The 15,199-nt window shown below is 50.5% G+C and carries 11 protein-coding genes; 3 read left to right on the top strand and 8 right to left on the bottom strand.

Annotation, left to right across the window (positions count from 1 at the left end):
- Positions 1 to 5: 5 nt before the first annotated feature.
- Together rutB and rutA are read right to left on the bottom strand one after the other, a co-directional pair.
- Positions 6 to 743, bottom strand: a complete 738-nt coding sequence (gene rutB / locus ACXAGX_RS04860) for a pyrimidine utilization protein B (protein ID WP_474836937.1) — start codon at positions 741 to 743, stop codon at positions 6 to 8.
- Positions 743 to 1,876 (bottom strand): pyrimidine utilization protein A, encoded by a 1,134-nt coding sequence (rutA, locus tag ACXAGX_RS04855; protein ID WP_474820610.1) that lies wholly within the window; start codon positions 1,874 to 1,876, stop codon positions 743 to 745. Before rutA ends, rutB begins: the two co-directional genes overlap by 1 nt.
- 247 nt (positions 1,877 to 2,123) lie before the next feature.
- Here rutA and ACXAGX_RS04850 point away from each other — a divergent pair, with 247 nt between their 5' ends.
- Complete coding sequence (locus tag ACXAGX_RS04850) at positions 2,124 to 3,308, top strand: DUF418 domain-containing protein (protein ID WP_474836935.1); 1,185 nt, start codon at positions 2,124 to 2,126, stop codon at positions 3,306 to 3,308.
- Between the two features lie 6 nt (positions 3,309 to 3,314).
- Here the strand turns inward: ACXAGX_RS04850 and ACXAGX_RS04845 are convergent, their stop codons facing one another.
- Both ACXAGX_RS04845 and ACXAGX_RS04840 read right to left on the bottom strand, forming a co-directional pair.
- Positions 3,315 to 3,896, bottom strand: a complete 582-nt coding sequence (locus ACXAGX_RS04845; RefSeq protein ID WP_474820603.1) for a uracil-DNA glycosylase family protein — start codon at positions 3,894 to 3,896, stop codon at positions 3,315 to 3,317.
- 18 nt (positions 3,897 to 3,914) lie between these two features.
- The gene (locus ACXAGX_RS04840; RefSeq protein WP_474836933.1) at positions 3,915 to 4,796 is read right to left on the bottom strand and encodes a LysR family transcriptional regulator; all 882 of its coding nucleotides are present in this window, start codon (positions 4,794 to 4,796) and stop codon (positions 3,915 to 3,917) included.
- A gap of 99 nt (positions 4,797 to 4,895) precedes the next feature.
- Here ACXAGX_RS04840 and ACXAGX_RS04835 point away from each other — a divergent pair, with 99 nt between their 5' ends.
- On the top strand, positions 4,896 to 5,651 hold the full coding sequence (locus ACXAGX_RS04835) for an SDR family oxidoreductase (protein ID WP_474836932.1): 756 nt from the start codon (positions 4,896 to 4,898) through the stop codon (positions 5,649 to 5,651).
- 61 nt (positions 5,652 to 5,712) lie between these two features.
- On the top strand, positions 5,713 to 6,768 hold the full coding sequence (locus ACXAGX_RS04830; protein WP_474836930.1) for an SDR family oxidoreductase: 1,056 nt from the start codon (positions 5,713 to 5,715) through the stop codon (positions 6,766 to 6,768).
- An 80-nt stretch (positions 6,769 to 6,848) separates the two neighbouring features.
- On the opposite strand, the gene ACXAGX_RS04825 is transcribed toward ACXAGX_RS04830, so the two are convergent.
- The 4 genes from ACXAGX_RS04825 to ACXAGX_RS04810 all read right to left on the bottom strand — a co-directional run bounded on the left by ACXAGX_RS04825 (position 6,849) and on the right by ACXAGX_RS04810 (position 14,905).
- A complete protein-coding gene (locus tag ACXAGX_RS04825) occupies positions 6,849 to 7,805 on the bottom strand; it encodes a M20/M25/M40 family metallo-hydrolase (protein WP_474836929.1) in 957 nt (318 codons plus the stop codon).
- Positions 7,806 to 7,903: 98 nt separating this feature from the next.
- Positions 7,904 to 10,255 carry a glycoside hydrolase family 3 N-terminal domain-containing protein gene (locus ACXAGX_RS04820; protein WP_474836927.1) on the bottom strand — a complete coding sequence of 784 codons (2,352 nt, stop codon included), beginning with the start codon at positions 10,253 to 10,255 and terminating at the stop codon, positions 7,904 to 7,906.
- On the bottom strand, positions 10,252 to 11,886 hold the full coding sequence (locus tag ACXAGX_RS04815; protein ID WP_474836925.1) for a glucoamylase family protein: 1,635 nt from the start codon (positions 11,884 to 11,886) through the stop codon (positions 10,252 to 10,254). The genes ACXAGX_RS04820 and ACXAGX_RS04815 overlap by 4 nt, the downstream gene beginning before the upstream one ends.
- Before the next feature lie 112 nt (positions 11,887 to 11,998).
- Positions 11,999 to 14,905 (bottom strand): TonB-dependent receptor domain-containing protein, encoded by a 2,907-nt coding sequence (locus tag ACXAGX_RS04810; RefSeq protein WP_474836923.1) that lies wholly within the window; start codon positions 14,903 to 14,905, stop codon positions 11,999 to 12,001.
- Between the last annotated feature and the right edge of the window lie 294 nt (positions 14,906 to 15,199).

Genomic DNA, 15,199 nt, shown 5'->3' with positions numbered 1-15,199 from the left:
CCTTGTTATGAGGCCATCAGGGTACAGAATTCATCCACGCTGGAGACCCAGCCGAAAAAGGTTTCAATGTTAAACAATGCGGCATCGTGGGCACTGCGGGGCCCCGCCTGATAAGTCGCGTCTTCCAATATAATGCCGAAATACTCCAGAAAGAAGCCGTCACGCAAGGTCGATTCCACACACACATTGGTGGCGATACCAGTGAAGATAAGATTACGAATGCCACGGCTGCGCAGCATGCTGTCGAGGTTGGTGTTAAAAAAGCCGCTGTAGCGGGTTTTCGGGATCACCATGTCGCCGGGCTGCGGTTTAAGTTCATCGACTAAATCGTAATCCCAGGTACCTTTGGCCAGCATGGTGCCCATCAGTTCAGGCTGCTTACGCATAGTTTTAAGGGCGTTGGATTTGTACCAGTTCGGTGAGCCCGGCCCACCAGCCTCGTGATATTCAGGGTCCCAGCCATTTTGGAAAAACACCACTGGCATGCCGTTAGCACGGGCCACTTCTAGCACTTTGATGGTTTTAGCAATCACCGGGGCCGTGGTAGACACATCAAAACCCGCTTTATCCAGATAGCCGTTTTTGCTGGCATAGGCGTTCTGCAAATCCACCACAATGACTGCGGTTTCAGCGGGATTAAAAGCGATAGGCTCGGGTCTCGCGGGCAGTACTTTTTGCGAAGGCTGCCCTGCCCGCTCAGACTGAAAATAACCGGCCACTTCATAGTAAGACTGCTCTGCCATTATGCGGCTCCTGTCTTGTCGTAAAGATGCTGACGGGATTTCATCAGTGGCTGAATTTTGGTGCCGAAATCATCCATGCCTTTGAGGAAATCATCGAAGGTCAGCAGTACACCGCCACAGCCGGGAACGGTATCAATTTCATCCAGCATGGCAGCAACCGAGGCGTAGGAGCCCACCAGCGTCCCCATATTCAAATTTACCGCCGAAGTGGGGTTGGTCATGTCGCGGACGTTGGTATCTTTGCCGGAGGTTTTGTCTGCGGCGCCCTGCTCTGCCATCCAATCCAGCGCGGACTGATCTTTACCTTCTTTGTATAACTCCCACTTCGCCATGGCCTTTTCATCGGTTTCGTCGGCAATCACCATGATCAGTACTGCGGAATCGACCTTTCTCTCAGCTTTCGCAGCAGCTTCAATTAAACGTTCAGAGGTCGGTGAAAATGCAGTCGGTGTATTCACCCCTTTTCCAAAACAAAAATTGTAGTCAGCATGTTTTGCCGAAAACGCCATACCAGACGCACTTTGTCCAGCACAGATAATAGGGATTTTGCGGGACGGTTTAGGCAGCATACGGCAGTCATCCATTTGGAAATGCTCGCCTTTGAAATCACTCTTGCCAGTCTCCCACAGCTCTTTCACCACGGTGATATATTCTTCGAGATATTCGTAGCGGTTACCAAAGAACTGATCGCCGGGCCACATGCCCATCTGAGAATATTCAGGACGCTGCCAGCCGGTGACCAGATTCACGCCAAAGCGGCCGTTGGAAATGGAGTCGATAGTCGTGGCCATGCGCGCCATGATCGCCGGTGGCATCACCAGGGTCGCCGCGGTGGCATACAGCTGAATTTTGCTGGTCACGGCAGCAAGGCCGGCCATCAGGGTGAACGATTCGAGATTGTAGTCCCAGAACTCGGTATCACCGCCGAAGCCACGAAGCTTAATCATCGACAGGGCGAAATCCAGATCGTACTCTTCAGCCTTCATCACGATTTCTTTGTTTAAATCAAATGTCGGCTTGTACTGAGGAGAAGTTTTTGAAATCAGCCAGCCATTGTTCCCGATTGGAATAAAAACGCCTATATCCATTTTCGCTCTCACTTGTTGTTTCGTGACCACCGATATAGCAGCCATCCCTGACGATTTTTCTGATAGTTTTCATCATCGTTCACAAAACAAGCGAGCATTAATCGCGCCATGAATTTAAAGCCATCAAATTCATAAAGTTAGATTAAAATAAACACAAAAATCAGACCATTTGGTCCATTTTAGTTCAGTGTTATTGGCTGCTTTGCAGTCTCATGGTGCAAAGTTTGATCGGATTCAGGTTATTCTATAGAGGTTGTAAAAAAGGAAAAAGGCACCTCTAAAAGGATTGACTATGCGACTACATTCCCTAGACGCCATACGCGGCATTGCCATTCTTGGTATTCTCATCATGAACATTCCGTATCATGTGAATATGCTAGTGGGCTATGCGCATTTTGCGCCGCCCTTGTTAGCCGACCAAATAGTGAGTTTTCTGCAACTCATCTTTGCCGACGGCCGGTTTCGTACTTTGTTCAGTATTTTGTTTGGCGCGGGATTAGCCATTCAATACGGGCGCTGTGAGAAAAATAAGTACGACCCATCGCTTTTTATTAAAACCCGACTTAACTGGTTGCTCCTATTCGGCGCATTGCACGCGCTGTTTATTTTCGGGGGTGACATTCTGATGTACTACGCGATTTGCGGCATGGTCGCGAGAAAGTATCTGATGAATGACAATGCAGCATTAATGATGAAGGCACGTAACTTTCTGATTATTGGAGGCGCCGTCATCCTGGTTATGTTCGTCGCCATGCTTGTTTTTTCCTCGCCGGACGATTTGATGATACGCGGTTCAAACAACTATCAAGAGCAGTTGTCCGTGTGGCGTGGCGGATACATCATTCAGATGTTGGCGCAAGGCGGTGTGGCGCTGGCGTTTCTGGTATTCGCTTGCATTGTGATGATATGGCAGACACTTGGCCTGATGTTGCTGGGCGTGTACCTGTTCCGAAGCGGATTTTTCGTCAATGGTTTCAGCCCGCAGTTATTCAGAAAAATCCTTATCGCCGGTATCGCAAGTACACTGCTCGCCATGCAACCGCTGATATTACAGTCGATATATATGGAAGAATTCGCGGTGATGTTGTCATCGATTTCCGCGATATTTGTGGCATTGGTGTACGCGCACCTACTAGTAAAATGCCAGCAAAAGGAAAACTGGCTGTACAGTACGTTACGCAATTGTGGTCGTATGGCGTTCTCTTTATATTTGTTGCAGTCCATCTGCATGGCGATACTGTTCCGGGCGATAATGCCCCACGTTAACCCTGGGTTTGAAGAAACCATGACGCGAACCGATTTGCTTTTCATCGTTGTGGTATTTACTGCTATTCAAATGCTGCTAGCAAACGTGGTTATAAATACGTTCGGTCAGGGACCGTTTGAGAAACTATGGCGATATTGCTATCTGCGCAGCTTCAATAAAAAGTCAGAGAAAGCGGCACTGAAGGCAAGTGAAGAGCCACCGAAAGCCTGAACGATATTACTCCTTTAACAAAGCGCCCACCGACTCTCGCAGCACTGCCAGGCTGCGGGCTTCAAACCATGGATTACGTACCAGCCAGCGGTTATTCCGCCCTGACGGATGAGGCAATACATAGCGGTTACCTGGAGATTGTGTTGTCGCTTCTACGGCTTGGGTCAGGGTTTTAAATTGTGGCAAGTAATACTGCTGGGAATAGCGGCCAATGTGGATAGTCAGGGCTGGGTTTAACTGTTTAATCACGCTAGCATGCCAGGTTTCGGCACAAATTTTTGGCGGCGGCGCATCCGCACCATTTTTGTAACCTGGGAAGCAGAATGCCATGGGCATATGGGCGAACAGGCCGGAATAAAACTCTTCTCTGTCTACGCCCAACCAGCTACGCAGTTTGTCGCCGGAGGCATCGTTCCAGGGTTTATTACTTTCGTGCGCCTTGATACCCGGTGCCTGTCCGATGATCAGAATGCGGGCATGTTCGCTGAACTGAAACACCGGATTCGGAACATGGCTGAAATCGCCAGCGCAGAGAGTACACCGGCGAATTTCAGCGGTTAACTTCTGACTTTCAGTTATTGTTGTCATGTTACCCTCCGGGTTGGCTCACCGCAGTTTATCTGAGAAATAATCCATTAACGCTACTACTCTGCGGGAAGGTGAGCGGCTGCCGGGATACACGGCATACAAATTGACGGCCTCAGAGGTATACGCATCCAGTGCACTTACCAGTCTGCCTGCCTTAATATCTTCAGCTACATCGATGGCGGATTTGAGCACCACGCCAGCACCACTTATCGCCCAGTTCCGCAGTGCCCCGCCGTCGTTTGTGGTACGGTTACCGGATACTTTTACCGAGAACCGTTTTTTCCCCTGACTAAAATACCACTCGCTTTGCGGTTTGCCGGGCCGGGATAATACCAGACAATTATGGGTACTGAGATTATCCGGATGTTCTGGCATTCCATGCTCTTCCCAGTATCGCGGAGAGGCGCAGATCAGTCTTCGCTGATTAACGAGAAGCCGGGCTTTGTGTCGCGAATCTTCCAGAGGACCGGTGCGAACAGCAAAATCAAATCCCTCATCCACTAAATCCACCACGCCATCAGTCAGGTTCATATCTATGCTGACTTCAGGATGCCGTTGCAGAAACCGATCAATGAGCGATGGCAACCGGGTACGGCCAAAATCGTTTGTGGTGGTAAAGCGTATACTACCGCGCAGCGGTCCGTTGTCTGTCATAGCATCAATGGCGTCGTCCAACTCTCTGATAATTCGCCGGCAGTCCTCAACGAAGCGTTCTCCTTCCGGCGTAAATCGCATTGTCCGCGTTGTCCGTACAACCAGCGAGGTTGCCACCTCATGCTCAAGCTGTTGCAACGCCTGTGTTACTGCAGAAGGGGCGATATTTCGTTGCCGAGCCACTGCTGCCAGAGAACCCGCATCATGGATTTCCACGAATATTTTCAGTAATGCCAGTCTATCCATTATTCACTCATTTTGAATAAAGCGTTCTTGTATGACTTATTTATTCTTATTTTTTCAGATTTTAGACTATCCGGCATCACACAATCGAAGGAGATTATGATGGCGACTGAAATAACACGAGGCGGCGACGGTAACGGTGCACTGATTGGCGCAACACTTTTTATTGTTGGAGGTGGATCTGGTATGGGCAAAGCGATTGCTGCAATGGCCATTGCCCGAGGTGCCCGAGTGGTACTGGCTGGTCGCAGTAAGGAAAAGCTCGACGCCGCAGCGAAAGACCTTGGCGATAACGTTATTGGTACCTATTCACTGGACGTATCAGACGGGGCGCAGGTTAACGACGCACTGGCAGCAGAAGGCCCTTACGACCATATTATCTCTACCGCGGCCAACCTGGCATTCAAACCGTTCCTTGAACTGACAGACGAAGATATAGATAACATGCTTGGCAGTAAATTATATGGACCGGTAAATCTGGCCAGGGCGGCAGATAAACACCTGAAACCTACAGGTTCAGTATTGTTCTTTTCAGGTCTTGCCGCCTATCGTCAAGGCGAAGGCTCTTCGTTGGTCGGTACGGTAAACATGGCATTGGAAAGTTTGGTGGCTAACCTTGCCATCGAAATGAAGCCAAAACGCTTTAATGTCATTTCCCCCGGCATAGTCGACAGTGAAACCTGGGCATCGATGAATCAGCGTGAAAAAGCCGGTTTCTTTGATGATATTTCTGAAAAACTCCCGGTAGGACGGGTTGGCAAGCCGGATGATCTCGCTCATGCTGCGCTGACTGTGCTGGAAAACGGATTTATTGATGGCACCGTAATCAATGTGGATGGCGGCGGTCGGGTAGTCTGATCTCCCCCGCTTCATTACGACAGATTTCATTTTTGCTCCTCATCAACTAACAGGAGACTTTATGACTCACATGCTCATCGCCGGCGGTTCTGGTGTTACCGGACGCGGCGCTATTAACGCCCTGAAAAAGTCAGGGTGGCGTTTCTCCACAATTAGTCGCTCATCTTCAGGGGTGGAAGATGAGCCACATTTATCAGCTGATTTACTCGACCCGGATGCACTGGAAGCAGTGAGCGGCTCTCTTAAGCAGGTTACCCATATTTTTTATGCGGCCCTGAAGCCTTCTGATGATCCAAAAACAGAAGCCCGCGAAAACGGCGATATGTTTCGCAATCTGATTAACGCTGTTATTGCTTCCGGTGCCGATCTCAAGCAGGTGATATTTTTACAGGGTGGGAAGGTTTATGGCGCCCATCTCGGGGTTTATAAAACACCGGCCCGGGAAGATGACAGCCGGCATTTTCCGCCAAACCTGTATTTTGAACATGAGGACTTTGCCCGCACACTAACAGCCAAAGGCATTACCTGGACCGCTCTGCGGCCTGACATCGTGATTGGACATTCACTGGGGTCTGCCATGAACATGGGTAACCTGATTGGTGTGTACGGCACACTTTGCAAGCATCTTGGCGTTGCCATGCAGTTTCCGGGAACCAGTACGGCTTTCGATGTACTGGTAAATACCTGTAGTGCAGAAGTGCTGGGTGATGCTGTGGTGTGGGCAGCACTGAATAATCATCAGGGCGCATTTAATGTAACCAACGGCGATCAGTTCCGCTGGAAGCATGTCTGGCCAAAACTGGCCTACTGGTTTGGCGTGGACGTGGGCGAACCTCAGCCTATCAGTTTGCAGCAGAGGTTGAACGAAGCTTCAGCAGATTTATGGCAGGATATTGCGACAAAATATGAACTGGAAATAGATGACATTTCCACGCTGGCGCAGGGTGCATTCGGTGATTTCATCTTTAACGTAGAAACTGATGCCGTGTTTGATGTCACAAAAGCCCGTCAGCATGGCTTTACTAAAATGCAAAAGCGTTCTGACGATGACCTTATCGCTCATCTGGAGGCCATGGTAGAGCAGAAATTAATCCCAGCTCCTCATTCAGTCGGGTAAATCTGTCACGCTTAATATGCCATTCTGCGCTGTCGCGCGAATGGCATACCTCCCCGATGACTGGCATCGGGCCAGCGTAGTCAGCTTGATGTGATGTCAGACGTTAAGGTTATTTCATCCAGTTTTTCCTCAATAAACGTCACCGCATCCACCACCGTCGCAACAGAACGATAGAAGAAATCCAGCGGGATATTTTCATAGGTATCGCTGGGTTTGTGATAGTGCGGATGATCTTCCACACCGAAATACAGAAACGGGATGCCCTGCTTAAAGAAAGAACCGTGATCCGACTGCATCGTCCAGTCCTGATGACCATCTTCCGGCTTATCATGGCCCATCAGCAGATGAATGCTGGCCCGGGCTGCAAGTTCTTCAATCAGTGGTGTCAGTGCCGGATTATGATACGTGCCGGAAACATACAGCTCGTCTTTGGTGTTCTGCGCCAGCATGTCGAAGTTAATCGCCAGAGCCGGATTGTCGATGCCGTGCTTATCAAGCGACGCGGCAATATGGCGGCTGCCCTGTAATCCCATTTCCTCAGCATCCGGGAAAATGATCCACACATCATGCTCAGGCGGAGTCGCGGCGAAGGTTTCCATTACCGCCAGTGCCGCCACCACGCCGGACGCATTGTCATCGGCACCGTTATAAATCTCGCCCTTGTTGATACCAACGTGGTCGTAGTGCGCCGTCACAATCAGACTCTTGTCAGAATCGCCGGTGCCTTCGAGATGCACCAGAATATTAATGCCCTGAATCACTTTTCCTTCCCCCTCTTTTCGAGGTTGAACGTCAAATGGCAGCACTTCCACATCCACATTGCCTTTAAAGGCTGTCGCATGAATCCTATCCAAAATGTACTCACGGGCTTTTTCAGATCCTTCAGAGCCGGTTCTACGTCCTTCCATATCGTCGGCAGAAAGGGTTTTGAGGCCAGAGGACAGCACTGACGGCTCAACAGGGCTGGTTTCACAAGAGGCAGACTGACTGAACAGAAAGGCTGATGTCAGCAAAAGAGCAACGGGAGAAAACTTCATGGTAGTTCCTTTAAAAATGCATGGCAGGAGCATAACGGAACTACCACAAATAGGCGAGGCCATAATTTGCGAATGGCATTACGGCCTACCTTCATCACTCACAATGTGCCACGCATAGAAGGTGGCGGCACTGCCAGTTGGCCGGATTCAGTGAGCGTAAATGACGCCCGTTTAGACGCGTCTGAGTTACCACCCACATACACATCAAACTGGCCTTTCTCGAAACCGTAACTCATGTCAGCACGATGATACGCCAGGTCTTCAGCGGTCAGCTCAAAGGTTACCTCACGGCTCTCGCCGGCTTTCAATTTCACTTTCTGAAAGCCTTTCAATTCACGAACCGGACGGGTTACCGAGCCCAGCTTGTCATGAACGTACAGCTGCACCACTTCCTCGCCGTCCCGTTTTCCTGAATTAGTCAGGTTGACAGAGACTGTCACCGAGCTACCGGCATCCAGCGTCTCGCTGGAAACGCTGACTTCCCCGTAATTGAAGGAGGTGTAGCTGAGACCGAAACCAAACGGATAAAGCGGCGTGTTCGCTTCATCGAGATACCGGGAGCGGTATTTCTGCTCTGCGCCATCCACATCATACGGGCGGCCGGTATTTTTCATATTATAAAAAATCGGGATCTGGCCTTCAGAACGGGGAAAAGTAATCGGTAATTTTCCTGACGGGTTGTAATCGCCCACCAGCACGTCAGCGATAGCGTGTCCGCCCATCGTTCCCGGATACCAGGCTTCAACAATGGCATCCATGTTTTCCTGTTCCCAGTTAATGGTTAACGGACGGCCATTCATCATCACCAGCACCATGGGTTTGCCAAGCTGCTTTAACTGCTTCATCAGCGCCAGCTGGGTACCGGGCATATCCAGCGAAACACGGCTGGCGGCTTCGCCGGTCATGTCCCATTTCTCGCCCATGGCCAGCACAATCACATCGGCCTGCCGTGCAACCAGCATCGCTTCATCAAACCCGGAATTATCCTTCGAACCGATATCGTAGCTGGCCCCCCTGGCAGTAAGCAGGTCGGCATTTTTGCCCAGCTTTTCCCGTAATCCTTCAAGTAGCGTCACCGGCTTATCATAGCGGTCTCCAGCGGCGGCCCATGAGCCAATCATGTCCTCCTTGCTGTCGGCAAGCGGGCCAATCAGGGCAATGCGCTGGCCTTTTTTCTTCAGTGGCAGAATGTCGTTATGATTCTTCAGCAGTACCATCGATTTACGCGCCACATCCCGGGCATCATCCAGATACTCCTGTTTGCCGATAACCGACTTCTCCCGTTCGTTGTCTGAATAACGATAAGGGTCGTCGAACAATCCAAGCCGGTATTTCATTTCCAGAATACGCTTCACCGCGTCATCAATTTCAGCTTCGGTAACGGTGCCCTTTTCCAGCGCCTGTTGCAGGGTTTTCACGTATGCCTCGCCCTGCATGTCCATGTCGACGCCTGCTTTAAGTGCGATTTCCGCCGCGTGTTCAAGATCCGCCGCGTAGCCATGAGGAATCATTTCGTTGATGGACGTGTAATCGGTCACGACAAAACCTTCAAAGCCCCAGCGACCTTTCAGTACATCCTGCAACAGATAGTTATTACCCGTCGCCGGAATGCCGTTCAGTTCATTAAACGAGGTCATAAAAGTAGCAACGCCCATCTCATTCAGCGCTTTGAACGGCGGCAAATAGGTATCCCACAGTTCCCGTTCCGACATATTGGTGGTGCTGTAATCTCGTCCTGCCTGGGCCTGACCGTAAGCGGCGTAATGTTTCGCACAGGCAAGTACCGTATCAGTATCCATTAAACTATCCCCCTGAAAACCGGCAACCCGGGCTTTGGCGATTTCAGTGGCAAGAAACACATCTTCACCGGCGCCCTCGGAAACCCGCCCCCAACGCGGATCCCGGGCGATATCTACCATGGGCGCGAAGGTCCAATGAATGCCGTCAGCTGCGGCTTCAGCAGCAGCCACCTCAGAACCTCTTTTAATGGCTGCGAGATCCCAGGATGCCGCTTCACCCAGCGAAATGGGAAAAATGGTACGGTGGCCATGGATCACGTCATAACCAAACAGCAGCGGAATGCCGAGCCGGGTTTCCTCTACAGCCACTTTCTGGAGCTTACGGGTATAGTCAGCGGTGAACGCATTGAAAATACCGCCCACGTTTCCTGCTTCAATCTGCTCCAGATAATCATCTGACATGGACGGACCGGTAACATCCCAACCACTGGTCAGCAGGTTCATCTGACCGATTTTTTCTTCCAGCGTCATATTTGCCATCAGCTCACCGACGGTTTTGTCCATCGCCCGTTTATCGTCGTGCCAGACGGTTTCAGATACTTGAGCATGGTTAGCAGATTGGGCTTGAACATTTGGCACCAGTTGGCTGCTTGTTGTCAGCGCCAGTGCTGCACCAAGGGCGATGGCCAGAGTGGTTTTGGAAAAATTCATGAAGAAGGCTCCTGATTACTTTTGGCATTGAGGCGAACACGCACATTGCGATCAACAGAGAAGCCCAGTTTTTTAAGGCCACGCTGAACGTCTTTGTCTTTCATAAAGGTGTTCCACAACAATGCGGTACGGTAGTTTTCGATCATGCCCACGATGGGTCCCTGATCGATGGCAAGATAAGTATTTCGCACCTGAGTTTCCGGATCGCCTGAGATGCTCAGGTTTATGCCGTCGAAAAAGCCCATTCGGCCAAACAAATGCTTACCGTGGTTGCGATAAAGGTTTTTCAGCACCTTCATCGATTCTTCCGGGGTATATGGCATCGACGACAACGCTGCCGTTGGCGCAATAGTACCGTGATCCCGCTCCGCGCCGGGCGCATGGGCGGTGTAGCCAACGGGTACCATATCTCCAGCAGTCAAACCCCAGAAGTCCTCGCCGTAACCTTCCCAACCAAATGGATTGTCGATGCTGTAAGCCCGGTTAATCAGCGTGTGGCGACGGTTTTGTTCCCAGTAATTGGCGTAACGATCTCGCAGGCCTCTTGGATCCAGCCCCATGAAACTGTAGTGGGCAAAGAACAGCGGACCGCCCATGTTAACTTTATTACCCAATGGTAATGTGATGCCGTAGTACTCAGAGTAGTTGCGGAATGTCTCATTTTCCCAGCTTGCCCAACCGTCATGGTAGGGCTTTGCAGAAATTGGATTGGTGGGCGATGACGCTGCCAGCACGTAAACGATCAGCGCCTCGTTGTACCCTTTGATCGGATGATTCATTTTCCAGCCGTAATTTTTCGACCAGTGCCAGTACAGAATATCTCGGCCTTGGGTGTACCACTGCCAATCCATGTCTTCCCACAGTACCGTAATGCGCTGGCGCAGGCGCTTTTCTTCTTTGTCATCGCTATCGAAATACTGGCGTGCAGTGAGCAGCCCCTGCATCATAAACGCAGACTCCACAATATCGCCGCCGTCATCGAACTTACTAAAGTTAAAGGCGTTCAGATCGTCAGCGGTATACCAATGCGCCCACATACCTTTAAAACGTTCAAATTGTTCCAGATGGTCAGTCATTTTATTCAACCGGGCGACAGCCGCTTCCCGGGTTATCCAGCCACGCTCTGCAGCGGTGATGATGGCGGCAATACCAAAGCCAGTACCGCCAGTTGTTACAATATCACCGTCTTCATCCATAAACGGAATGCGTTCTCTGGCCATGCCGCTGGAGGGTTCAGCATATTCCCAGAAATAGCGGAAGGTGTATTTCTGCACCATGTTCAGCAGTTCGTCATCGGTGAAATCCCGGGTGCTTGCAGTGCCACTGGCAATTTCAGTGGCTTTATCGTCTTCCACTGCCATCAGGCGGTATTTCAGATGCAGGTTCGCTCCCATATCACGCACAAAATCCAGCGCAAAACTGCTGTTGGTTTCCTTGCGAGTCTGCCATTTCTGACCACCGTCGGATGACACATCAATCCGGTAATGGGTGCCTTCCTCATAGAGAGCATCCCAGTTCAGCTCCACATGGCTGTCGTACCCTTCCAGTGTCCAGTCAGCCGCCATCGCCGGAGGGTGCATTGCCAGAATTGCTGCGGCGGAAATACCGCGAAGAAAATGTGATAAACGCATTGTCGGGTCTCTGATTTAAGTCGTTGTATTTAAGTTGTGTCGTCAGGTAAAAGTACGGGGCAGAAAGCCTTCCCCGCAAATCGTCCTCTTCAGAGGAGCTTATTGATAAGGTTTAGAAGCGCCAGCCGGCAGAGAGTTTCAACTGACGCATACCGCCATTGGAAGCCGAGTTGTAGTTTGGCTGACCGAAGGTTTCCAAGTCCGGATTTAAATAGAAGTTACCGTAGTTGTCTTCGTTGAACAGGTTCTGCACGTCGAATCGAATCCATGCAACAGAGTTCGCAATAAGATAGTCGGTAGGAAAATCTTTGCTCAAAGCCAGATCAAACCGGGAATAACCACTCTTCGACGGTTCAGCCCGCTCGAAGGTACACTGGTTGTTATCGTCGCACAGGGTGTATTGGAAGATACGCTCTGACGACCAGGTGTACTTGGCGGTGAGCGCAATGTTCCACGGCAGGTCGTAGGAACCGGTGATCACCACACGATGGTCCGGCACGCCTACGGATTTATTCCAGCCGTAGTCGCCTACACTTTCATAATCAAAGGCATACACTTCGCTGTAAACCCGGTTCTCTTCTGCATCGGTAAAGGTGTAGGCAAGGTTCACGCCCCACCCATCTTTATGAGAGCGGTTCAGTTTGAAGTAAAGGTTGTTGGCGCGGGTTTCGCCATCGTTAGTGGCGATGATCAAACTCCCCCACTCTGGAATACCGTAACCCCAAGGCGCTCCCCAATTAGTGCCTTCCTGGAAGAATTCACCATTTGGCAAACGGTTCCCCAGCAGCCAGTTGAAGCCATTTTTACTCACTACCCGGGCCAGACTCACTTCGGTATTCCAGTCACCAAACACGCTGCGCACACCGAAGCTCATCTGATCGGAATACGGCATCTTAAGATCGTTCGGCAGCATATAGCGGGTTCCGCGGACTTCGGTGCTGGCAATCAGCGAGTCGAGGCCGCTTTGCGTCAGATACGAGGCATCCCACGGTACACAGTTTGTGGCAGAGGCATCACAAGGGTTGGCGGTATCGCCCTGGAAGAAGTATTCCGCGGTGGTGAATGAACCGGTGCTCATTTCCAGTTGCATGAAGTCAAACTGGTTACGGTCGTAGGAGCGGCCATAACCACCAAACAACATGTGATTCCTGTCTTCATCCATCACGTAGCTGAAGCCCAGGCGAGGCTGCCAGGCACCGGTGAAGTACTCCCGCTCGGCGCCGGTGCTGATGTAGTCGTCGATGTTGTAATTCGCGTTCTGGATATTCTCCCAGCCACGCAGCGCTTCAACTAAATCATCGGGGGTCTGATAATTTTTGTAGCTCGGCGTTTCTTCGTAATCCCAGCGAATACCGATGTTCAGTGTCAGGCGATCGGTGACTTCCCAGTCATCCTGAATATACAACCCCAACTGGCGGTTCTTCGCTTCAACGGCACCGCCCACGGAACCGCTCGCGGGGATACCCCACTGCACACGATAAGGCTGAACCACACCAAATTCGCCCTGGCCATTGAATTCAACGTTGTAGTAATACTGCGGATTTATTGGCTGCTGCTGGATGGTACGAAGCTCAATGTCTTTGTATTTGATGCCGGCTTTGATTACATGGTATCCGTTCCATTCCAGATCCAGCCAGGTGAAATCGTTCTGGATCCCCCAGCCTTTCTGTCCTTTCTCCTGATAGTCCTGGCCACCGCCAACATTAATAATTGATTGATTTTCTGCGGTTTCCAGTCGCATACCGATCTCATCAGTAAAGGCACGTGGATTCCATGCAGCGTCTTCATAAGTCACACGAAATTCATTCTGCCATGCGTCAGCGGTATAGGTATATTTCACGTGATAACGATGATCTTTAACCTCCCGATCCACGCCATATTCGTAAGCATTGGCGCCACCGAAACCAGAAACATCACTTTCGTCACGCAGTTTCACCGACGCTTCCAGGGTCTGGTCGGCGTTAATCATCCAGTCAATCTTGCCAAAAAACAGATCTTCTTCGAAATCAGACGCGAAACGACCAATACTGGATGCGTATTCAGAAGGTAAGGTGACAAAGTCGATGCCGGAACCACCAATCACATCTTGTGGCTGTGCGATGGTTTTCTTCTCATAGGAAGCGAGGAAATGCAGTTGATCTTTGATGATCGGGCCAGCGAACGTTGCACCGGCGTGGCGGATTAATGAACGGGTTTTGCCTTCGGTTTCATTAGGTTCTGCCTCGCGGAACCCTTCATCGGTATAGTCGACAAAGAAGTCCCCTTCAAATTCATTGGTACCAGAACGGGTAACAGCGGTAATTGCGGTACTCCCCACCTGATCGTACTCGGCTTTATAGTTTTGGGTAATCACTTTGTATTCGCCAATGGCGCTCTGCGGAAACGGGTTACCACGGCTGGAATCCTGACCGGTGACACCGCCCTGAAGTACATAATCTTTTTGGCTCACACCATCGAGAAATACATTCACACTTCGCTGATGCTGAGCACCACCGCGTAAGCTCACGCTGCCGTCAGCGCCAGTATTCACCTGAACGCCTGGTGCGAGGTCAGCGAAAGCGAGAAAGTTACGGTTGTTTTGTGGCAAACGCATCATCATTTCGGGCGTAATGTTGGTACCGATTTCGCCACCTGAGAACGCCTCAATACGGGTACCAGATACGGTGATCACTTCTATATCGTCTTCGCTGGCTGCCACATCGAAATTCAATCGCGCAGACTGGCCAACTCTTAATGTGATTTCTTCCACATCACCGTCAACTATGACCTGATAGGTGCCGGGACGCAGGCCGACAAACACATAAGAACCATCTTCGCGCGTGGTGGTTTCGTTCACATAACCCCGCTCGGTATCACGGGCCATGACTTTCTTACCCGCAGCGTTGTCAACGGTGCTAACGACCTTACCCCGCAGTGTTGCTCCTTCAATTTGTGCCAGTGTAGGAAAACTGGCTACGCCGGCAGATGCTACGGCAACGGCAAGCGCACTGCGTTTAATCCATTGTGGTGTGATATTCATTCGTGTCTCTCCATAAAAGTGGCCCAGTGCGCTCCTGCGATACTCCACACGCGACCTGCCGCCAAAAAATCAGGCAAATAGGCTGCAACGCCCTTCTTCATTTCTTGGAAACCGATTTCATTAACCAGACAATAAAAAGCTGGAATCAGGATCGGTTACGCCCTGCTCCAGCGATCTGATTTCGAATTTACATTAGCCTAAAGTCTAAAGTCAAATACAAAAAATTAACATTAACTCTCAAGAAAATAACAACACTCAAATATAAGAGCATGAATTCATTGAAATTAAGCTAAA

This window comes from Alteromonas sp. ABV4_515 (assembly GCF_056160345.1).
This window is presented reverse-complemented; position numbering and strand designations above follow the sequence as displayed.